At 46.3% G+C, this 21421-nt stretch carries 20 protein-coding genes, 1 tRNA gene and 1 riboswitch; of the genes, 16 read left to right on the forward strand and 5 right to left on the reverse strand.

What is annotated here, in order from left to right:
• The first annotated feature begins 83 nt into the window (after window positions 1-83).
• On the forward strand, window positions 84-632 hold the full coding sequence (locus IEW26_RS15520; RefSeq protein ID WP_229729879.1) for a GNAT family N-acetyltransferase: 549 nt from the start codon (window positions 84-86) through the stop codon (window positions 630-632).
• A gap of 296 nt (window positions 633-928) precedes the next feature.
• On the forward strand, window positions 929-2059 hold the full coding sequence (locus IEW26_RS15525) for a glycosyltransferase family 4 protein (protein ID WP_111269874.1): 1131 nt from the start codon (window positions 929-931) through the stop codon (window positions 2057-2059).
• Between the two features lie 77 nt (window positions 2060-2136).
• Here IEW26_RS15525 and catA read toward each other — a convergent pair whose 3' ends face one another.
• Complete coding sequence (gene catA, locus IEW26_RS15530) at window positions 2137-2787, reverse strand: type A chloramphenicol O-acetyltransferase (protein WP_188593043.1); 651 nt, start codon at window positions 2785-2787, stop codon at window positions 2137-2139.
• A 155-nt stretch (window positions 2788-2942) separates the two neighbouring features.
• On the reverse strand, window positions 2943-3998 hold the full coding sequence (locus IEW26_RS15535) for a YkvI family membrane protein (protein ID WP_188593044.1): 1056 nt from the start codon (window positions 3996-3998) through the stop codon (window positions 2943-2945).
• Between the two features lie 205 nt (window positions 3999-4203).
• Between IEW26_RS15535 and IEW26_RS15540 the strand changes: the two genes are divergently transcribed.
• From IEW26_RS15540 to IEW26_RS15555, 4 genes are all read left to right on the forward strand, one after another.
• The gene (locus IEW26_RS15540) at window positions 4204-4785 is read left to right on the forward strand and encodes a xanthine phosphoribosyltransferase (RefSeq protein ID WP_110893403.1); all 582 of its coding nucleotides are present in this window, start codon (window positions 4204-4206) and stop codon (window positions 4783-4785) included.
• A gap of 98 nt (window positions 4786-4883) precedes the next feature.
• Entirely contained in the window at window positions 4884-5213 is a 330-nt protein-coding gene (locus IEW26_RS15545; RefSeq protein WP_110893402.1) for a hypothetical protein, read from the forward strand.
• Between the two features lie 119 nt (window positions 5214-5332).
• Window positions 5333-5551, forward strand: coding sequence for a hypothetical protein (locus IEW26_RS15550; protein WP_111269877.1), 219 nt, complete (start codon window positions 5333-5335; stop codon window positions 5549-5551).
• Between the two features lie 128 nt (window positions 5552-5679).
• The gene (locus IEW26_RS15555) at window positions 5680-6009 is read left to right on the forward strand and encodes a carboxymuconolactone decarboxylase family protein (protein ID WP_111269878.1); all 330 of its coding nucleotides are present in this window, start codon (window positions 5680-5682) and stop codon (window positions 6007-6009) included.
• Window positions 6010-6088: 79 nt separating this feature from the next.
• Here the strand turns inward: IEW26_RS15555 and IEW26_RS15560 are convergent, their stop codons facing one another.
• On the reverse strand, window positions 6089-6553 hold the full coding sequence (locus IEW26_RS15560; protein WP_111269880.1) for a C40 family peptidase: 465 nt from the start codon (window positions 6551-6553) through the stop codon (window positions 6089-6091).
• A 5-nt stretch (window positions 6554-6558) separates the two neighbouring features.
• Window positions 6559-6690: riboswitch (cyclic di-AMP (ydaO/yuaA leader) on the reverse strand.
• A 432-nt stretch (window positions 6691-7122) separates the two neighbouring features.
• Here IEW26_RS15560 and pelA point away from each other — a divergent pair.
• A complete protein-coding gene (pelA, locus tag IEW26_RS15565; protein ID WP_229729880.1) occupies window positions 7123-8076 on the forward strand; it encodes a pectate lyase in 954 nt (317 codons plus the stop codon).
• Window positions 8077-8249: 173 nt separating this feature from the next.
• Window positions 8250-8334, forward strand: a tRNA-Leu gene (locus IEW26_RS15570).
• A gap of 137 nt (window positions 8335-8471) precedes the next feature.
• Here the strand turns inward: IEW26_RS15570 and IEW26_RS15575 are convergent.
• Together IEW26_RS15575 and xynC are read right to left on the reverse strand one after the other, a co-directional pair.
• On the reverse strand, window positions 8472-10418 hold the full coding sequence (locus IEW26_RS15575) for a carbohydrate-binding protein (RefSeq protein ID WP_188593045.1): 1947 nt from the start codon (window positions 10416-10418) through the stop codon (window positions 8472-8474).
• 186 nt (window positions 10419-10604) lie between these two features.
• Window positions 10605-12296: a glucuronoarabinoxylan endo-1,4-beta-xylanase XynC gene (gene xynC / locus IEW26_RS15580; protein ID WP_308423483.1), complete on the reverse strand. Its 1692-nt coding sequence runs from the start codon at window positions 12294-12296 to the stop codon at window positions 10605-10607.
• Between the two features lie 361 nt (window positions 12297-12657).
• Between xynC and IEW26_RS15585 the strand changes: the two genes are divergently transcribed.
• The 8 genes from IEW26_RS15585 (at window position 12658) to IEW26_RS15620 (ending at window position 21393) form a co-directional block, all read left to right on the forward strand.
• The gene (locus IEW26_RS15585; RefSeq protein WP_188593046.1) at window positions 12658-14004 is read left to right on the forward strand and encodes an ABC transporter substrate-binding protein; all 1347 of its coding nucleotides are present in this window, start codon (window positions 12658-12660) and stop codon (window positions 14002-14004) included.
• A gap of 94 nt (window positions 14005-14098) precedes the next feature.
• Window positions 14099-14980 (forward strand): carbohydrate ABC transporter permease, encoded by an 882-nt coding sequence (locus tag IEW26_RS15590; RefSeq protein ID WP_145402874.1) that lies wholly within the window; start codon window positions 14099-14101, stop codon window positions 14978-14980.
• On the forward strand, window positions 14980-15804 hold the full coding sequence (locus tag IEW26_RS15595) for a carbohydrate ABC transporter permease (RefSeq protein WP_111269884.1): 825 nt from the start codon (window positions 14980-14982) through the stop codon (window positions 15802-15804). The genes IEW26_RS15590 and IEW26_RS15595 overlap by 1 nt, the downstream gene beginning before the upstream one ends.
• A 76-nt stretch (window positions 15805-15880) precedes the next feature.
• Window positions 15881-16870 carry a LacI family DNA-binding transcriptional regulator gene (locus IEW26_RS15600; RefSeq protein ID WP_188593047.1) on the forward strand — a complete coding sequence of 330 codons (990 nt, stop codon included), beginning with the start codon at window positions 15881-15883 and terminating at the stop codon, window positions 16868-16870.
• A gap of 86 nt (window positions 16871-16956) precedes the next feature.
• Window positions 16957-17925, forward strand: coding sequence for an alpha/beta hydrolase (locus IEW26_RS15605; protein WP_188593048.1), 969 nt, complete (start codon window positions 16957-16959; stop codon window positions 17923-17925).
• Between the two features lie 122 nt (window positions 17926-18047).
• Complete coding sequence (locus IEW26_RS15610; protein ID WP_188593049.1) at window positions 18048-19025, forward strand: carbohydrate kinase family protein; 978 nt, start codon at window positions 18048-18050, stop codon at window positions 19023-19025.
• Window positions 19018-20484, forward strand: coding sequence for a sucrose phosphorylase (gene gtfA, locus IEW26_RS15615; RefSeq protein WP_188593050.1), 1467 nt, complete (start codon window positions 19018-19020; stop codon window positions 20482-20484). Before IEW26_RS15610 ends, gtfA begins: the two co-directional genes overlap by 8 nt.
• Window positions 20485-20577: 93 nt before the next feature.
• On the forward strand, window positions 20578-21393 hold the full coding sequence (locus tag IEW26_RS15620) for an alpha/beta hydrolase (protein WP_188593051.1): 816 nt from the start codon (window positions 20578-20580) through the stop codon (window positions 21391-21393).
• Window positions 21394-21421 lie beyond the last annotated feature (28 nt).

Consider the following 21421-nt stretch of genomic DNA (forward strand, 5'->3'; position numbering starts at 1 on the left):
ATTGATTTTGATGGACTATGGATTTCCCGGTATAGTACGATTAGTTTAATTTTACATGAAAAGCTGCCGGGAAGTGGAGGGGTATGATGACACACGCATTCAACATTTACAGTAAATCGATTAATGACAATTTTCAAGTGGTGCAGGCTGGACCGGAGGATACGGAAGAGGTGCTCGCCCTGCTTGTAGAGACAGCATTATGGCTGCAAAGTCAGGGCTCGCCCCAATGGAGCGCACTTCTGCACGGGGAGGATTCTCATAATACACCTGCGGCTATTCAGCGGGGAGACGTTTTTGTTTTTAAAAAAGAAGCCGAAATCGCCGGAATGGTCATTCTGATGCAGAAGCCCAGTCCGTGGGATTGTCAGTTATGGGGCGACAAGGCTCACGCGCAGGATGGGGCGCTTTACCTGCACCGGCTCGCTATTCGTAGAAAATATGCGCAAACTGGTCTGGGAAAATCAATTCTGCTGTGGTCCATTAACGGCATTAAATTCGAACATAAATCTCTCGTGCGGTTAGATTGCGGAGCAGGCAATCGTACATTAAATGCCTTTTATGCAAGAAATGGATTCAGTCATGTCGGAGAAACAGATGGATTCAGCATTTATGAGCGAGCGGTCGAGCTTTAAGGAATGCAGTAGTAGAAATTTGAGGCTGAAAATGGATGCAAGGGCGTCTTTATGTTGAACTGTATGAATATCATGTATATACGACTTCATAATTGTTGTACAGAAACAGTAGATGTTCAAGCTTTTATATGTCATAATGGACAATAATGATATGCAATAAAATGCATGAAAATACATTATTCATGTTAAGAATTGGGCTAAAGGTGCTCTGATTCTGCTTTACTGAACATATGTTCTGATATATCATAAATACATGTGGAAAAATAGAAATGAAGCTGGAAAGGGGGATAATCACGTTGAAGTTGCTACAGGCGCTATTCTTTCCTCCGGAGCAGCCCGGAGGGGTATCCTCTATGATTCCTTACCTTCAGGAGCGATTTACAAGCCCGAGGTGGGAGATGGATTTGTTTTCCCTGCCGAAGCGCATCCGGAATAAAGGTCAGGAGGAAGTGCAGTTTGAAACGTTTGATTGGACCGTCTATGGAGATAGTCCTGTTGTGCAAAAATATATTCAGACGTATCGCGATTATTTATGGTGGACGCGGCTTCGTATTCAGAAGCCCTATGATCTGATTCATGCACATCACCCGATTGCAGGGCTTGCCATGAAGTCAGTCTTTCCCGATGTTCCGCTTATTCAGACAATTCACTCCAGTTACGAACGTGAGCTGATTCTCAACGGACGTATTGAGCCGAACGGGCTGGAGCATCAGTTCCTGTTATCGATCTATGGTGAGCTTGAGCATCGAGCTGAGCGTCTGTTAACGGTATCGGATTCCTTCCGCCGCTACTTGGACCCGTATGTTAAACATCCAGACCGGATCGGAATTATTCCCAACGGCTTTGATGAGAAGCGCTTCAAGCCGATTCCCCATGACAATGCTGTGCCGCAGCTGGTAACGGTCTGCCGTCTCGTTCCCGCCAAAGGTTTGGACATTTTATTCAAGGCTTGTGCAGAGCTCAAGGACAAAGGGCATGACTATGTGCTGCACATTATAGGAGATGGACCGATTCGTCCTGATCTGGAGGAGCTGGCCCAGCGTCTTGGAATTTATAATGAGACTATTTTCTATGGATATACCCTGCATCCTGAAGAGTTTATGCCTTTTTTTGATGTGTTTGTGCTGCCATCGCGTGCAGAAGCCTTCGGTTCGGTGTTTGCTGAAGCGGCTTTGAGCTGTCTGGCTCTTGTAGGCACAGAGGTGGGAGGCATACCCGAACAGATTGAGGACGGCATTAACGGTCTGCTAGTACCGCCTGAGGACCCATCTGCCTTGGCGGACGCTTTAGAAAAGGTGATGCTTGATCCTGCTTACCGCTATGAACTGGCTCGTTCCGCCTGTGAAAAGGCCAAAACACACTATTCGCTGGGAAGATCGGTGAATGAATTGAAAAAGATGTATCTGCAATTCCAGGCGCAAGCCTGAGAATGGTCAGAACGATGAAAGATGCCGCTGTAGGTGATACAGCGGCTTTTTGGTTGGTCAATATAACGATGAGCATTTTAAAAAATACAACTATTCGGATGGTGTGCCAGTTCCTGAACGGAGTTCATAAATAAGCCTGCGTGGTAACCGTCACAGACTGCATGATGGAGCTGTAATGAAATTGGCAAATAGATTAAGTTTCCTTTATGAATCAATCGTCCTGCAGTAATGATGGGCAGAAGGTAACGACTGTTGTTATTGATATTCAAGTTGAAGCTGGTAAACGAGGTCCATGGAATAACCGAAAAAGAAAACGTATTTTCGGGTACAGGTGTTTTGGGAAACAAACTGCCTGAACCATTATATTTTTCTACATCGGCAGTATAAGCCGTATGGAACGTCTCAAAATCGTTAGTGACGCTAGTCCAAACAGCAGAGAAGGATTCAGAACGGCGATCAAAGATGGTGTACAGCGGATCTAGCCTGTCCCAGTAACCCAGCTCCCCTTCACAATTGTAGCTCGTTCTAAAAGCCGGATGTGAATTCACTACAGTGGTGATCAAGAAGATCAATGCCGGAGTAAACCGATATTTGTGTTGTTTTATGAACCGATACAGGACACTGACATCTATTTCCTGAGTTAAACTGAAAGACGTATTTTGGTTCATATAATGGTTAAATACCTCTGTTCTGTTCCAAACGTCAAAATCGATGCGATTAAATTTCATTGGATGTGCCTCCTAAATTGATGTTAGCGCGAATTCAGGAGGCGAGCTTGTCTGTTTTTTTCATAAAGAACCAATCCTTTAATTCATTTTTGAAATCATTTTTATTGTAACATAACGATGGCCGCATAGAACGATTTTACACCAAGCATGTTGCCTCATATATTATTTCGGCCGCGAAACGTGCCCCACCGATTCAAAAGTAACTTTCCGGCCCAGAAAAGTGCCATACAGCCGAAGATCGGATACAGGATAGACAGCAGGGAGCTGAAGCCGAATTGGCTGAGTGAGTAACACAGCAGCATGATGGTTAATGTAATTAATCGGGGATGTACGGTGGTATGCTGTCTGAGCTGTAGTGTCATACCGTAGATGTCCGCAACAAATGTTGTGAAAATTTCCATGAAAATCAGTGAAACATAGATCGATTGCACAACCCAGCCTAATTGAAAAGCAATGCTGCCCATCGGGATTTCGAACTGGGTGATGCCAGGCATATATGCCGACATAGCAAAGTGAGCTGCCATAAGCATAAAGCCTACGCCGATCCCGCCTGCGACTCCACCCCATTTCAGCGTAGTCCGATTGTGAATCTGATTGCCGACAGGCACAAGCACTGCTTGAGCAAGAGCGAGGTTGAAAGCAGTATATAGCAGTGGTGATACCCAGACCTGGATGGGATTGTTATCTGTTGTAAGGGTGATAAAACGTAGCGCACCAGGGTGATGGACTGTGCTGAAAATCATCAGCAGTGATAACAGGAGCATCATTGGAACGACAATGCTGTTCATTTGCAAAATAGCCTGCATCCCGCGTCCCAGAAGCAAATACGTGCCAATGAGAGTAATGATTAGACCCGTTTGATAGTGAAGACCCAGATGTTCCATAAAAACAGAGCCTGCTCCCGCAAGCATCACGCTGTTTACACCGATCAGTACGATAAGGGTGACCCAGGTAATCCATCCGCCAGCCTTTGGACCAAACAAATGTTTATTCAGGTCTTCATATGAACGGGAACCTGTATCATGAGCGATCAGCATCATCTTGGTGCCAAGCCAGACAAAGAGCATGGTGGACAATCCGATCGTGATCGTGGCCCACTTGCCATACTGTGTGAAAAATTGCAGTATTTCCTGTCCGGTAGCAAAGCCGGCGCCTACAACGGTTCCGATATAAGTGAATGCAATCTGCAGCACCCGGAATGCCTGTTTCATGTGTTTCCCCTTTCAGGTCCCGGGATTTATTTGGACATGCGGGTACCATAGTACAAGGTATGCTTGACCCATAAAAGTCATGACAGCAGGATGAGTCAGGGTGAAAATTAATACTGTTATATTGAGGTGTGCCGGATTTCGCTTGAACTTGCAACGGGAAATATGATACTTTAAACCTCATAGGATAGGCTTGGGAGGTCAAATCATGGATATATTAAAACAACGAATTTTAGAAGAAGGAGTCGTCATCTCGGATCAGGTCTTGAAGCTGGATGGGCTGCTGAATCATCAGATTGATCCTGCATTAACGATGGAGATGGGACGGCGGTTTGCTGCGCGTTTTCGCGAGAGTGGTGTGACACGAGTGATTACAGTGGAATCCTCAGGCATTCCAGTTGCTTTTGCCGCAGCGCATGAGCTGGGGGTACCCCTGGTATTTGCCCGTCGCAAAAAAACGCTCTTAGCCGATCCTGATGCCTACTGCGAACGTGTACCATCCTTTACAAAAGGGATCGTAACCGACATTATGGTGTCTCGCGAATTTATTCATGAAAATGACCGAATTCTGTTCATCGATGATATTATTGCGAATGGAGACGCCGCTCGCGGTGTCATCAAAATTATCGAACGTTCCGGCGCGGAGCTGGTTGGCTTCGGTGTAGTTGTGGAGAAGTGCTTCCAGGCTGGGGCGCGTACGATTCGAGAGCAGGGGATTCCGGTGGAAGCCCTTGTACGCATCCGTTCACTAAATAACGGCACCGTGCAATTTGACGATAACGAAATGTGACATTTTGAAGGAAATAGGGCCTAATTTTCGAACTTTGCCTTTGCATGGCTGCGGATTTCCTTTATAATGAGGGTATGTTAGGGAGAGGAGGCAACACCATGGGGAACCAACCGGCAACAGACCAATTTTTTATTGATAAGCTGGCGGAATCGAAAGTTCATTTTGAACGTGCCCTGGATTGTAAACATACGGAATTCGATGACCTTTATCCCTATATGATTGAACATCCTCAATTTTTCTGGTACAAACGCTATGTTGCCTGGTCAGAACTGCTGACGATTGTAGGCTTGTGTGAAGAGTTGTCCTTCTCTTGGAAAGAACAATTTACACCGCACCAAGTAGAGTACCTTGAAGAACGTGTGATGTCCGCCAAAGTGCTTGATTTTTGGTTCGAGAAGAACGACAGCAAAGAGCACGCGCAGCGGTAACTCTCAGTCGGGATATTTTCTTCGAATGACATGACAGTCCAATACAGTCACGTGAGACCTAAATGAATTTTCATTTAGGTCTCTTTTTGTAAACGAATTTGAATATAGGAGTTCAAAACATGATTAGTGATTCAGAGTTGGATGCCCTGCGATTGTCAGGGGAAAAGGTAAGAGTTGTACGGGACGAGCTGGAGTCTAACGATGTGACCGGCATTGTGGTGGCCTGGGATGATGAGCAGGTGTTGATTCGCCGTCAAAATCGTCGTGTGGTGAAGCTGGACCGCCGTTATCGGTATCAGCTGTTCAGCGAGCCTCGTCAAAGTGTTCTTGAGGAATAAAGAAGTTTATTAGGACGAAATGCTTGGAATTACCATCATAACTTGGCATAATTGCCGCCCGGCCGAGAGAAGATAGGTACAGTGGAATAATTCGCTGTATTGACAGCCGAAAGGGTGTGGTGTAAGCAATGACATTGATGAATGATAAAGTTCATGCGTACAAGGACCAGATTGGCGCATTAAGCGATGTACTGCCGGATGTGGTGCGGTCGTATCACGAGTTTACAGGGGAGTGCTTCCAGCCAGGTGTGCTTGATGCCAAAACAAAGCAGCTGATTGCGCTGGGCATCGGCCTGTTTGCCAACAATGAAGTATGTACGTTCTATCATGTACAGGAGGCCCGCTCCAAGGGAGCGACCGATCAGGAGATTATGGAGACGGTAGCTGTCGCTGGGGCTGTTGGAGGCGGACATGCCTTATCGCAAGGGGCTATGCGTGTGCAGAAGGCGCTGCATTAGTCCATTATAGACATGTACATGTTCCGAAAAAAGAAAGGAGGCTCTGGCATATACCAGAGCCTCTCTTTTGTATAAAGTTTTAGATTTTTCCAATCATTTTATTGTACATAAATTGACCTGTAACCCGTCTGGCTGTCACATAACGATCGTTAAAGTAAGGGTTGGAGAGCTTGGTAATGCTGACTCCTTTGCTGCTGGACGCGTGTGCAAATTGACCTCCACCGATGTATACACCTGCATGTGAGATGCCTTTGCCTGTTGTGTTGAAAAATACCAGGTCGCCTGTACGAATATTGGTTTTGGCTACCGGTGTGCCCGCTTTGGCCTGCTGCTGTGAAGTGCGCGGCAGTTCAATGCTGTATTTGTTAAAAAGATATCTCATGAACCCGGAACAATCGAAGCCAGCCATGGTTGTGCCGCCCCATTTGTACGGGATGCCTGTCATATTGTTAACCATTGTATTAATAGTGCTTGCCTCTGTGCTTGTTGCCCCGGATGTAAATAGTACAGCAGCTCCAAAAATGGAAATAATCAGTTTTTTCAAAATCAATGTTCTCCCTTCGATGCCTACGGAGTTAGCTAAGGGTTCGGTAGAAGGTTCCCTATATTTCCTATGTATAAGAATAATTCACCCAAAATGGTTCCCCCGTTTTCAATCCTGAAACTCGGCAAATGAATAATTAAGTTTTTGTAACTATTTGAAACTATATTGCATAAATGCGTAAATGTCAAACCCGTTTGTAAAGCTTCTTTTCGATTCAATGTTAGCGGAATTATTGATTTTCGTCATAATTAGGTTGAAATTTCGACAGTAAAGATTACAAAAAAGTCATTAATGTTTAACCGAATACGGAAATGGTTATTAACCCAATTTGTCAAGAGTTAAAAGTTGGATGAGTGAATATTGGTATTAAGTGAAAAATTGAGTTTTGTTGCATATATTGACAAAAATTATTTTATTGCATATCATGAATTTAATAATGAAAATTATGTATTTAAATAGAATTTATTGGTTTATTTTTGGGGTGCATCGAAGCATACCATGAAATATTAATCAGTAGATAGACATGTGAAAGAGCGATTATATTTGTGAATTGGGGAGCGTGTTGTCTTTTGAAAGCAAAAAAATTGGTTACGTTTGTACTGGCGTGTTCGATGGTTTTTTCCGGGGTGGGAATGTCAATTTTACCCACAGCAACCGTATCTGCTGCTGATGCCTCAGGTACAACAGCAAGTATGTCTGATATTCTGAAAAACCAGCGTGCCGATGGGGGGTGGAGAAAGGATTACAGCCAGACATCGGGGGAGTGGGCCAAATCAACAATTGATAACAAAGCTACATACTCAGAGATTAGAAGACTCGCAAGTGAATTCAAAAAAACAAATGATCCGCGATACTCGGCTGCAGCAATCAAGGGCATTAACTTTTTGCTGAATATGCAGTATTCGAATGGCGGATGGCCGCAGGTTTACCAGAGCTCTGGTTATCATAAACATATTACGTATAATGACGACGCTATGATTAATGTGATGTACATGCTTGATGAGGTTGCGGGGCGCAAAGGAGACTTCTCCTTTATCGACAGTTCACTCGCAAATCGCAGTAAAAATGCGGTATCCAAAGGTGTGGATGCTATCCTGAATACACAGGTTGTATCCGGTGGCAAGCTTACGGCCTGGGGCCAGCAGCATGATTCGAGTTCACTTAAACCAGCGGGAGCCAGAATCTATGAGGTGCCTTCATTAACGGCAGCTGAAAGTGTAAACATTGTGAAGTTTCTGAAAACCAGACCGGCCAATTCCAGAATTACAGCCTCCATCAAAGGTGCAGAAGCTTGGTTTAACAAAGTGAAAATTACAGGTTATCGCTATGAAAGAGCCAATGGAGACAGCCGGATTATTGCGGATTCAAATGCAGCACCAATCTGGGCGCGTTTTTATGAACTTGGCACAGACAAACCAATCTTTGTTGGTCGGGATGGGATTGTGAAATACAAGCTTAGTGATATTGAAAAGGAAAGAAGAGGCGGGTATGCATGGTATGGCAGCTGGCCGTCCAAGCTGTAATCATGCAGCGCTCAGCTATTGCAGCTCCAGTATAAATCTAGCCAGATTATACAAGTGCGAACCGGATATGAATCCGGTTTGCGCTTGTTGGTTTTATTTTAGTGTTGACAAGAGAAAAGGTGCATGATATATTATTTCTTGTCGCCGATATTAATTGGTGAGACACAAAATATGCGGTCGTGGCGGAATTGGCAGACGCGCACGGTTCAGGTCCGTGTGGGCTAACCCCCCGTGGAGGTTCGAGTCCTCTCGACCGCATTACAAAAAAAAGCTCTTTCAGGATCATCTGAAAGAGCTTTTTTTATTTTTTTGGATCAAGGAATCGTGATGATTCTATGTTCCTGGCTTCCATTTGGGCGTCGTTGTACTGTCAAAAATGTAGCAAACGGTGGCATTTAAAAGGAGGCCGTCACTGTAATGTTATCCATATTCGGTCCCTCTGTCCCTGTTGTGACAATTCGAAGGGTGTTCATCCCTGAGTTCATAGGGACTTGAACGATTTTCTCACCCCATGTCGACCAGCTGCCTGTTGCACTGAAGGGTTCATTGCTGAGTATTTTGGTACCGTTTACATAAATGTCGAGAGTGCGTGTGCCGCTTTCCAATGCGTAACGAAACTTTACGTTTTTGGTGCCAGTCGTCATGTTATTGATGTTATTCCATTCAATGGATGAGCCTGTTAAAGCGTTAAAATTTACATATCCGGTACCTGTATAACCGGGGTAGATGGTTTCGATAACTGCATTTGTCAACTGAGTGCTGCTCTCGGCTTCATAGGTTGTGCCTGTGCCCGGAGACGAAGAAGTGTTAGAAAACTGCCAGTAATCGAAGTTGAAAAGTTGACCTGATCCGCTGCCAGTAAAGACTAGAAAGACATTTCGGACCCCTGTTGCCCCGGTAACGGCGGTTTCGACTTCCAGCCAGTTCTGTGAACCGCCAGTAGTAGGGACATTCAGAGTGCCAGCGAGAGGACCGGAGACACTATCCAGACGAATCTCGATTTTTCCTCCGCCGGATGCAGAAGCAACATGGGCTTTAAAAGTCTGAGCTCCGCCGGAACCAAAATCTGCTTTACTTACCGCGACCCAATCTCCATTGTGTATCTGGGTTACCTGCTGATTGTTTATTGGACCGCCAGGTGCATTCGAATTTTCCGTCTGAATCCCGCCATTCCAGGCAAAGGTCTCTGCTTCGACACGGTTATATGGATTCAGATTGGATACCTGGGGAACTCCAGCATAATTCGCAGTTACTTCCTGGATTGTACCGTTGGTATTGTGCTGCAATTTGTTAATATGCGGTGAGCGATAACCCTTTTCTGAACCATATAGAGCCAGACTAACGGTTTGAGCGTGATACACGACGTACCATTCATTATTGAATTGAAACACCGAATGGTGGTGGTTGCCGCCTGCACCAAAGAATACCCCCGGGTTTTTCAGAAAATGGCCTTCGTATGTAAAGGGGCCCATGGGGCTGGAGCTTACCATATATCCAATTTCGCCTGGGGGAATGTTGGATGGGTGTACGCCGCCAAAGTTAATACAATAGGAGTAATAATACTTACCATTGTATTTATGAATGCCCGAGTCCTCCAGAATAAAGGGAGCATCAATTGTTGATGCGCTGCCAACTACACTGGTCATATCGGCACCGAGTTTGATAACCCGGGCTGTTTTGGGATTGGCTCGCTGCTCCTGAGTGGGGTTCGAGCCGCCGGGAATTCCACCGCCTGCATACAAATATCCTGTCCCATCGTCGTCCACAAAAACAGCAGGGTCGAAAAGCCAAACCACGCCTGCCATGCCCGGGGTATTCGTTGTTAAAAGGGCTTTGCCAATTGGATCTGTCCACGGCCCAACAGGACTATCTGCCGTTAGAACACCGATACCGCCAGTACCGTTAGCAAAGTAAAGGAAAAACTTGTCTTTGCCATTGATATTTTTGACTGCAGCTGCGGGGGCCCAGGATGCGCCTGCCCATTTGGCTATCCCTTGTCCACCGTTTGCTCCGTTCGCACCGGCAACGGGAATAGCTCCGTGATCTGTCCAGTTCACCATGTCGGCAGACGAGATAACAAATACGCTTTTCAAATTGGCAAAAGTGTTATCCTTGATGGAGCCATCGCTGTTGTACTCATAATTGTCACTGGACATGTAGAGATAGACACGTCCGTTATAGGTTAAGGCAAAAGGATCGGCTCCGAGATGATGATCGATTAGCGGATTTGCATTTCCGATCTGTTTGGCGATGGCGGAGCTTGCAGCAGAGGCCTGATTTATGGGCACACAACTTAGAATTAATGCAATGACAAGAAGCGTGATTCCACATAATCTGTACATTAAGTTTTATCCTCCTTAAAAAAAGTTGGTATGTGATAAATAACCCCGTGCATCAGCTAATTGGTATGTAGTACCTGCTGAACACGGGGCTTGGCTAATTATTGCCTTGATTAAAAAGGGAGAATCCAATGCGGGTTATCAGACTTGTCCTAAACAACACAGTAAAATAAAGAATGATTGCTGTATTTAGGAGGCAGCCGTTACTGTAATATTATCAATATTCGGTCCTTCAGTACCTGTGGTAACGATTCGAAGGGTATTTACACCCGCATTCATAGGAACCTGAATGGTTTTCTCACTCCAGGTGGACCAGCTTCCTGTTGCAGTGAAGGGTTCATTGCTAAGCACTTTGGTGCCATTTACGTAGATGTCCAGATTACGAGTGCCACTCTCCTGGGCGTAACGGAACTTTACGTTTTTGGTACCTGTTACCGTATTGTTGATGTTATTCCATTGAATGGCCGAGCCTGTATACGCGTTAAAGTTCACATATCCTGATCCCGTAAATCCCGGGTAAAGTGTTTCGATGACTGCATCTGTCAACGTTGTTCCCGTCTCGGCTTCATATGTGGTGCCAGTGCCCACATTCCCGCCTCCATTGCCACCAGAGAGATTAGCAACAAATGTAGTTACACTCTGTGCAGGAAGCTGAGCTGTGAACGCGCCATTGGAAACATTAATAGGTGCAAGACTTGCCAGATTACGGCTGCTGTCCGTCACATACGAGGATACAGTGGAGGCATTGCCATTTTGCAGCACAAACCGCTGGCTGGTTGCCGAAGTACCACGGTTAATTGCTACGATAACTACTTTGTTATCTCCCTTATAAGCCGAAACGTAAGTGTTGGTATCCGGGTTTTTGGTTGCATCTACACGAACATAGCCTGGACGAACAAATTTGGAGAAATGGGCCATATTGTAACCACGTTTACTGATCGTGCCATCTTCCTTCATCGGTCCGTATTGTCTGCGGATATACCACCATACATAAGCTTGGAAATCGCCTTCCACCATAGCGCTATGCATGTGGTACGATACGTCCAGAGCCTCTGGCCAGCGGTCTGCGGAATTGTTGTCACTGTTAGGGTAATACACTTCTGTCATCCAAAGCTCCTTGCCGGCCCCTTTTTGTTTGAAGAGCGGGTATGCAAAATCCTTGATCTGGGTTCCGTAGGTATGTGCTCCGAGAATGTCCATATTGGCAAGAGCCTGCGGATCATTCAAGATCGGATCAGACATATTTTTGAGATACTGGAAGGACTCTGGAGCCATAACCTTGGTATTATTAATGGACCCCGCGTTTTCCTTCATGAAGCGCAGCATTTCTTGTGGTGTCCACCAAGTCCAGTCATGAGCGTAATCTGGCTCATTTTGTACCGAGATGGCATATAGATTTACACCATTATTTTTCATATAAGTTACAAAGTCGTTCAAATGCTGGGCATATGCGGCATATTTGTCGTATTTCAGGCGCTTGGCATTAGTATCTCCGTTGCGGTTAAAGGTTTCAACCATGTCACTCGGAGGGTTCCATGGGGAGGCGAATACAATAGCCCCTTTTTCAATGGCACGTTTCGCCGTGGCGACTTCCCGAGACCAGTTATTTCTATCGGGATCGACGTAGATTCGGAGTACCGAGAAGCCTAACTGGTTCTGATCATTCCCGAAAGCGGTTTCACGTTGTGCCGCAGTAAGGTCACCAATCCATGCTGGATGGTTGATACCGCCAAAACCTTTAATGAGCTGCTTTTCAGAGGCCAGATTGATGTTGGCATCACTTGCTGCTGACACGTTGGTAGGTGTTAACATAAGCGGCAGTGCGGTCAAGCAGGCCAATAAAAGATTGGCAGATTTTTTTAATTTCAATCTCATTTTCATTCTTTACCCTCCTCAAATTGATTGTTACTTCAAAAGCTGATCAAGAAAAACATCCGAATGCTTGCTTGGCAGCAATATAAGTCTTCACAATCACTTCCTCTCCATAGTGTAACTCGTAATGTTGGTGTTGATTTGAAAATTTTACCATATAATGACGATGAAAAATACCCTGCAAATTGCAGTTCTATGTAAAATTTTCACTTTTTTTGTAGTAGAAGAGACGTAGAAGTGTAAAATCGACAAAATAAATATGATCAGACATATGTCAACCGGTTGACATATCATATTAAGACCGCTTATGATAAAGCTGCATTCGAAATGTATGCGCATTCATAACAAACACCAGGGGGGAAGTTGAGACATGAAAAAGAAATGGGTACCGTTTGTTGGCGTATTGTTAATGATGTTGATTATCACAGCCTGTTCACAAGGCAAGACAACAGAATCTTCATCTCAGGGTTCAGGCAAGGAGGCAGATGAGTCTTCCAAGGAGGTCAAACTGACCTTTTTTAACACCTCTGCTGAAGTCAACGGTGTGTTTGAGAAGCTGTTTAAAACGTATCATGAGCAGCATCCGAATGTGACCATTGAGCTGATTCCAACCCCGATTGGTGGAGCGCAGCTGGAGAAGTTCCAATCCTTGCTTGCATCAGGCAATCCGGCAACGATTGCGAATCTGGATGCAGGCACTATTTTGCAATATAAAGATAAATTCCTCAATCTGGATTCCGAAAAGGCAACATATGAAGGGTTGACCAAACCAGGAGCGGTGGATGGAGCACTGCTGGACGGTCAATTTCTCGGCATCCCGTGGACAGCACAGGGGTACGGACTTTTGTATAACAAACGTGTAGTGGAAGAGGCATTGGGTGGTTCCTTTGATCCAGCCAGTATCAAAACCCGTGACGATCTGGAGGCTGTATTCAAAAAGGTAGTGGCCGCAGGTAAAGCACCGGTTATGCTTCATGGTGCAGACTGGTCACTCGGAGCTCATTATCTGGGACTGACGTATTCCCTGCAATCCAGCAATGTGGAAGACAATCGCAAATTCGTAAAGGACCTTGAGAATGGAACAGCGAAGCTTGCAGACAATGCTGCTTATAACGGATTGATGGATACCTTTGATCTGATGAAAAAATATAATGCACGCAGCAAAGACCCGCTGGTGGCAGATTACACTAAAGACAGCACCGATTTTGCCAAAGGCGAGGCCGCTTTTTATTTCATGGGTGACTGGACTTGGGCTGTTATTGGCAATCTGGAAGGACGCGACAAGGAATTCGGTATTGTGCCGGTGCCAATTAGCAACAACCCGGAGGATTACGGCAATACACAAGTGGCCTACAGCGAACCAAAGCTGTTTGCGATTGATAACTCTGGTTCCACCGAGGCGCAGCAGGCTGCAGCCAAAGAGTTCATTCAGTGGATGGTCACTAGTGATGAAGGGCAGGATGCGATTGTAGCGCAGATGGGCCTGGCTTTACCTTACAAAGATGTCAAAGTGAAAAGCAGCAACATTTTATCCGAAGCAGTGGGCAGTTTTGTAGATCAAGGTAAAGTGGTGAATATCAGTGTGATTAACTATCTTCCGCAGGATTATTGGGCGAAAACAGGTGCGTCCATGCAGAAATATCTTGCCGGTGTAATTGATCGTAAAGGATTGACAGATGAAGTGCAGGCGTATTGGGCCAGCCAGGCAGGAAAATAAACCATTAACCCGCTGGAAAGAGGATGTGCACCCGGTTCGAGGGGCACATCCTTCCTTCATCAAGACATAGCCAAGGGATGCACAGGAGGTCAACATGGATAGAAAAATACGATTGCGAAATGCGGGAACCTTCCTGCTGTTTGGAGGTCCTTCCGTTATCGCTTTTCTCGCAGTGGTTGTGATCCCGTTTATCGTCGGACTATATCTTACGTTTACGAATTGGGATGTTCGTACAGGAGATAACAGCTTTATCGGCTTATCGAATTATATTGCGGTTTGGCAGGATACCGTGTTCTGGACTCAGTTATGGTTCACGCTCAAGTATGTGTTTTTCACCGTCATTATTGCCAATGCGGTCGCTTTTTTTATCGCGCTGGCGCTGACAGGCGGCGGAAGAGGAGAGCAATGGCTGCGTACAGGTTTTTTCACACCGAATCTGATTGGCGGTATTATTCTCGGGTATTTGTGGCAAACATTATTCTCGCAGGTACTGCCTTATCTGGGTGAAAAGTACGGCTGGTCCTGGTTCGAAACCTCCTGGCTAACGAACACGGATACAGCCTTCTGGGCACTGGTTATCACAACTTCATGGCAGCTTATTGGTTATTTGATGATTATTTATATTGCGGGCTTTGCCGGGGTCCCGAATGATGTACTGGAAGCCGCCAGCATTGACGGGGCGAGCCGTATGGCAACAATCCGCCGCATTATGCTGCCGCTGACCATTCCGGCGATCGTCATTTGTGTGTTTATTTCGATTTCACGTTCCTTTCTTACCTATGATATCAACCTTGCGCTTACCAAAGGCGGCCCCTTTAACTCCACGGAGCTGGCGACGTATCATATCGTGCAGAAGGCGTTTTTGTCCAACCAATACGGGGTTGGTCAGGCAGAGGCTGTGGTGCTGTTTGCGGTAGTGGCAATTATTGCGCTGACACAATCGTATCTGCTGAAGAGACTGGAGGTTGAATCCTGATGACCAATCGTGCATTCCTTCCGTCACTGAAGAAAATATTGTTGTATGTATTGTTATTTGTATTTTTAACACCGTTTTTGCTGATCATTATGAACTCGTTCAAGTCCACCCAGCAATTTGTAGAGAATCCGTTATCCTTGCCAACGGGCTTTCAATTGAACAACTATGTTAGTGCATTCGACAATATGAATTTTCTGGACGGGTTCCTGAACTCGCTGCTGATTACTGTTGGTTCAGTGGTGTTAATACTGTTTTTTTCCTCGATGACTGGATATTTGTTTGTACGCTTCAAATGGCGCATCAACAGCATTTTTTTCTATGCGATGCTGGCTTCGCTGGCACTGCCGTTTCAGGTATTAATGATTCCGCTAGTGATGCTGTATGGCAACATGAGCTTGCTTGATTCCAAGCTGACATTGCTTTTTATGTACCTTGGCTTTGGTGTTCCGTTCGGTGTATTTACATTCCATGGCTTCATCAAGGGCATCCCGTTTGAGCTTGAGGAATCGGCATTTATCGAGGGTAGCTCCCGGATGCGTACATTCTTTCAGATTGTGTTGCCTCTGCTAAGACCTGTTTTTGTTACCTTGATTGTGCTTGACGTCCTGTGGATCTGGAATGACTACCTGCTGCCAAGTCTGGTGCTGTTATCCCCGGAACACAAAACGCTGCCGCTCTCGACCTACAACTTCTTCTCGTCCTACTCGGTGGATTATGCACCGCTTATGGCTGGACTAATTATGACCATTATCCCGGTATTAATCATGTATTTGCTTTTGCAAAAGCAGATTATCAAGGGGATCACAGAGGGAGCTCTGAAGTAGGGTCGGGGTGGCCTGGAGTGAAATACATGAGATTTAAGCTTATAATGGATTAAAAAAAGCAAGGTGGTTAATCGTTATGCCCAAGATTGATGATGTTGCCAGGCAAGCGGGAGTGTCGGTCACAACCGTGTCCCGTGTATTGAACAACCGAGGTTATATTAGCGAAGAAACTCGCGAAAAGGTTTACCGTGTGATGAAGGAACTTGATTATCAGCCTAACGAGATGGCCCGGGCGTTATTTCGCAGAAAATCCAATATGATCGGTTTGATTATTCCCGATGTGTCTCATCCTTTTTTCAGTGAAATGACCTATCATTTGGAGTATTATGCGGATAAAGCGGGATATAAGCTGCTCTTATGCAATTCCAATCGGGATGTTCGCAAAGAGAGCAAATATATGGATATGCTGAAGAAAAACAAGGTCGACGCCATTATTACAGGCAGCTCTTTACTTGAAGTGGAGCATTATCTCAATCTGAATTTGCCTATCGTTTCACTGGATCGTGAAGTGGCAGACGATATTCCTGTCGTTTCCTCGGATAACGAGATGGGGGGCAGGCTGGCTACGCAGCTGCTGCTAGAGAAGAATTGTAAACAGCCGGCTTTTCTCTATCGAGGCATTGGTGGCCCGCACCATGTAGCTTTACTCGCTAACGGGAGGGCTCAGGGCTATGAAGAAGTGATGCGCAGCGCGGGAATTGAACCTATTCATCTGCAGCTCGATGCTGCCGCCAAGGAGGAGCAGGAGATTCAGGAAGAAATCATGCGTTTTCTGGAGGAGCATCCAGCCGTGGATGGCATTTTTGCAAGCAGTGATGTTATTGCTGCGGAAGCTTTGCAGGCCTCCCGACAGGCAGGGAAGCGTGTACCTGAGGATATGCGAATTATCGGCTATGATGATGTCAAGATAGCATCGCTGCTTAGCCCACGCTTGAGCAGTGTAAGTCAGCCGATTCAGGCGATGGCTGAACGAATTATCGAGCTTGTGGTCAAACAAATTAAAGGAGAAGAAATTTCGGGTACAAACCTGTTTCCGGTGCAGCTGGTAGAACGTGAGACAACATAAGAGGGGTGCTTTGCAGAAAGCACACCTTCTGTGCAGTGTATATGTCAACCGGTTGACATATAATTATACGTCAGGAGGATACAGAAATGGATTTTATCAATAGAGTTGTTCCAGAACTGCGGGCGGGTCTGCTTGGGCTTACGGTTATTCAGCTACCGGAGGATCTGATGAAAGCGCGGCTCGATGCGGCACCTGCTGTTCAGGTATCTGATGCTGTAGAGATTGAGGACGTATATATCCGAGGAGGGCACGGAGATGAGCTTCAGCTCCGCATATATACCCCGGTATATACAGAGCCCACAATAAAAATTACAGAAAGACCGGCGCTGCTTTGGATTCATGGCGGTGGAATGATACTCGGCAGCCCCGAGGGGGATGATCAGCTCTGCGCTGATTTTGCGACCCGTGCAGATTGCATCGTCATCTCGCCGAATTATCGGCTAGCGCCCGAGCATCCTTATCCTGCGGGACTTGAGGACTGTTATGCGACGCTGGAGTGGATATCCACCGAGGCCGAAGCAAGAGGAATCGACCGGAGCCGAATTGCTGTCGGAGGAGCCAGTGCAGGGGGAGGACTGGCCGCGGCGCTTGCCCTTTTGACGCGGGATCGCCGAGGACCGGAATTATGCTTCCAGATGCCTCTCTATCCGATGCTGGATCATCGGAACGTCACTTCGTCGAGCTATGAAATCACACATCCTTCGGTATGGAACCGGGCTCATAATCTGGCGGCATGGGAGATGTATCTCGGTCAGGACATGAAAGCGGATATTCCTGTGTATGCTTCTCCAAGCCTTGCTGCGGATCTCACAGGTCTTCCTCCTGCTTACATTTGCGTTGGTGAGCTGGACCTTTTTCGGGACGAGATTCTGGATTACGTTGCCCGTCTGGCCAGAGCAGGTGTTCAGGTGGAGTTTCATCTCTATCCCGGCTGTTATCATGCGTCAGAACATGTTGCTCCCGAAGCGGACAGCAGTAAGCGCATACGAAACGAATATATTGGACGTCTGGCTCAAGCTTTGAAGTCTCCAATTCAAAATATAGACAACCGCTGATTTTTGAAAAAACAAAACGTTTTACTGAAAGTATCGGACAGGACATAGCCCTACAATAAAGTTGTCATTGTCAAATGATAACCTTTGAATGAATACCGTGAAGGATTCGGGGAGGAAACAGGATGTTTGGGCTGGATGAAAGCATAAAGCTGGAGAGACGATCCAACGATCTCTTGGCCATCGGAGAACTGTTGGTTGATATGATATCCAATGAATATGGTGATCACGCTGGATCAGACGGGTACACCCGCTTTTTTGGAGGAGCGCCTTCCAACATTGCTATTAATGTCAAGCGGCTCGGGATTCGTTCACGTATCGCTTCAGCAGTTGGAGAGGATGGATTTGGCACCTTTCTACTGAGCCGTTTGCAGCAAGCGGGTATGGATACGGATGGCATTAAACGAGTGGGTGAAGCAACAAGCATGGTTGTCGTTAGCAAAAGCAAATCTACACCGATCCCCATTTTCTATCGGGCGGCCGATTTTCAACTGACCGTGGATGAGGCACTTACAAAATGGCTGCGTGATTCCTCCATCGTTCACTTTTCGTGCTGGCCTCTATCCAGGCAGCCCGCCAGAGCAACCATTGAACAGATTATTGCCGAGGCAAGGAAACATCATGTACTGATTGGTTTTGATCCTAATTTCCACAAGATGATCTGGCAACCCGGGGAAGATGGTGCTGCATATGTACAGTCGATCATCCCGCAGGTGGATGTCATCAAACCGTCCAAGGATGATGCGGATCGATTGTTTGGTGAGGCATCTACTGAGCAGCATTTACAGCGCTTTTTGGATCTGGGAGCACGGCTGGTTATTTTGACGTTGGGAGAAGAAGGTGCCCTGGTTTCCAATGGTGCAGAGACGGTAAAATTTGAGACGTGTGCAACAGAGGTTGTGGATACTACCGGGGCAGGGGATGCGTTCTGGTCCGGTTTTTATACCGCGCTCGTCAAGGGATATTCTCTTCGTGAAGCGTTAAAATCAGGTTTTGCCGTGAGTGCGTACAAATTGAAATATCCGGGTGCAATCGTAGAGCTGCCAGCTCTGGAGTATATTCGAGAACAGTACGGCATGGGAAAGGGTGGACACATTGCTTAAAAACCAGGTTCAATTAATTACCTATCCGGATTCGCTTGGCGGCAATTTAAGTACACTGAACCAGCTGCTCCAGACTGAACTTTCGGGTCTGTTTACCGGGGGAGTGCACATTCTGCCACCCTTCCCTTCATCAGGAGACCGTGGCTTTGCCCCGCTAACCTATCTGGAGATTGATCCGGCCTTTGGAACGTGGGAAGACATTCGCTCTATTGGTGAGCATACGGATGTATTGGTTGATCTGATGGTGAATCATATTTCACAGCAGTCTCCTTATTTTCAGGATTTCCTTCTGAAAGGCAGGGCGTCCGAGTATGCCGATCTGTTCCTGACACTGGACAAGGTATGGAAAGACGGAAATCCGGTTCAGGCAGATATCGATCAGATGTTTTTACGCCGGGAAGTGCCTTATTCCATCTTTGAGATCAAAGAAACGGGCCAGGAAGAGAAGGTCTGGACGACCTTTGGCAAAACGACGCCCTCGGAGCAGATTGATCTGGATATACGGGCAGCCATTACACAGCAGCTGCTGCGATCCTTTTTTGAAAATTTCAAAAAAAACAATGTCAAAATTGTCAGACTGGATGCTGTCGGTTATGTTATAAAAAAATTAGGCACGAGCTGTTTCTTCGTAGAACCGGATATTTATCTGTTCCTTGACTGGGTGAAGGCGCTCGCCGATGAACTGGAGATTGAATTGCTGCCGGAAGTACATGCCCATTACAGCATTCAGTACAAGCTCGCAGCATATGGCTGCTGGATTTATGATTTTATTCTGCCATACCGGGTGCTGGAGACGTTAATCAATCGTTCCGGCCGGGAGCTGTGTCAATATCTCCAGAACAGACCCGCCAATCAATTCACCATGCTGGATTGTCATGATGGCATCCCGGTCAAACCTGATCTGGACGGACTTATCCGTACAGAGGAGGCACAGAGGCTGGTAGATGTCTGTCTGGAGCGGGGAGCCAACCTCAGCCTCATTTTGTCGGATCAACACAAATCAGAGGATGGCTTCAATGTTCACCAGATTCGGTGCACGTATTACAGTGCCTTGAACGACGATGATGATGCATATCTGGCTGCACGAGCGATTCAATTTTTTGTGCCGGGTATTCCTCAGGTCTATTATGTCGGGTTGTTCGCCGGGGAGAATGATCTGGCGCGTGTAGCTGAGACGGGGGAAGGCCGCGAGATTAATCGTCAGAATTATACGCTGGAGGACATCAGGTCGCAGCTGGATAAAGAGGTTGTGCAGCGTCTGATGAAGCTGATCCGCTTCCGCAACACACATCAGGCGTTTCAAGGAGAATTCAGTGTACTGGAATCTTCGGATGACCAGGTCTGTCTAGGCTGGAAGCAGGAAGATGCGCAGTGCCGGTTGACCGTTGATCTCGGAACTTATCAATCGATCGTGCACTATACAGATGATTCAGGTCAGCTTGTCGAATATATTGTCTAATCATGTAGGTTGAAATCGGGTTGTTCTATCATCGTAGTGTCCGTGTAAACCGTCTTTAGTTCGATTATTATCCATAATCAGGGGGTTGCGAATATGGCTACTGTCCAGGTAAACTTTTTCTCAAAAAGCATGCGTAGAGAGGTGTCGTTTAACGCTCTCTTGCCCGTAGACCTGCCCGTCATTCCGGGCCAGTCGGAGACGGCAATACAGCAACAGCCTTTGAAGTCGTTATATCTGTTGAACGGATACTCTGGCAATCAGTGGGACTGGATCACCTTCACACGCATTCGTGAGCTAGCAGACCGATACCGGATCGCGGTATTTATGCCGGCTGGTGAAAATCATTTTTATGTCGACGATGAAGATAAGGGTGAGCTGTACGGACAGTATGTAGGCCAGGAATTAGTGGCATTCACACGTGAACTATTTCCTCTCTCCACCCGGCGTGAGCATACCTTTATTGGAGGTTTGTCAATGGGGGGATACGGTGCGATTCGAAACGGTCTGAAGTATGCGGAGCATTTCGGCGGAATCATCGCTTTATCCTCAGCCATCCTGCCTTACAAAATTGCAAATGCAGAGCCTGGTTATTCTGACGGCATAGCAGATTATAAATATTTTACCCGGGTTTTCGGTGATCTGAGCAAGCTGGAAGGCAGTGATAAAGACCCGGAAGCATTGGTGATGCAGTTAAAGGAAAGCGGAGCGCTGATCCCCAATATTTATATGGCCTGCGGCACGGAGGACTTTTTGCTGGATGTCAATCAGCGGTTTCGGGATTTCCTGCTGCGTGAGCATGTTCCTGTGACCTATACAGAGAGTGCAGGCGTGCACAATTGGGATTTCTGGAACGACTACATTACACTTGCGCTGGACTGGTTGGCATCAAACGAACCATCAGAACAATAAAAGGTAGCTGAAACTATACATTATGACA

Origin of the sequence: Paenibacillus silvae (genome assembly GCF_014639235.1) — a bacterium.
Classification (GTDB): Bacteria; Bacillota; Bacilli; order Paenibacillales; family Paenibacillaceae; genus Paenibacillus; species Paenibacillus silvae.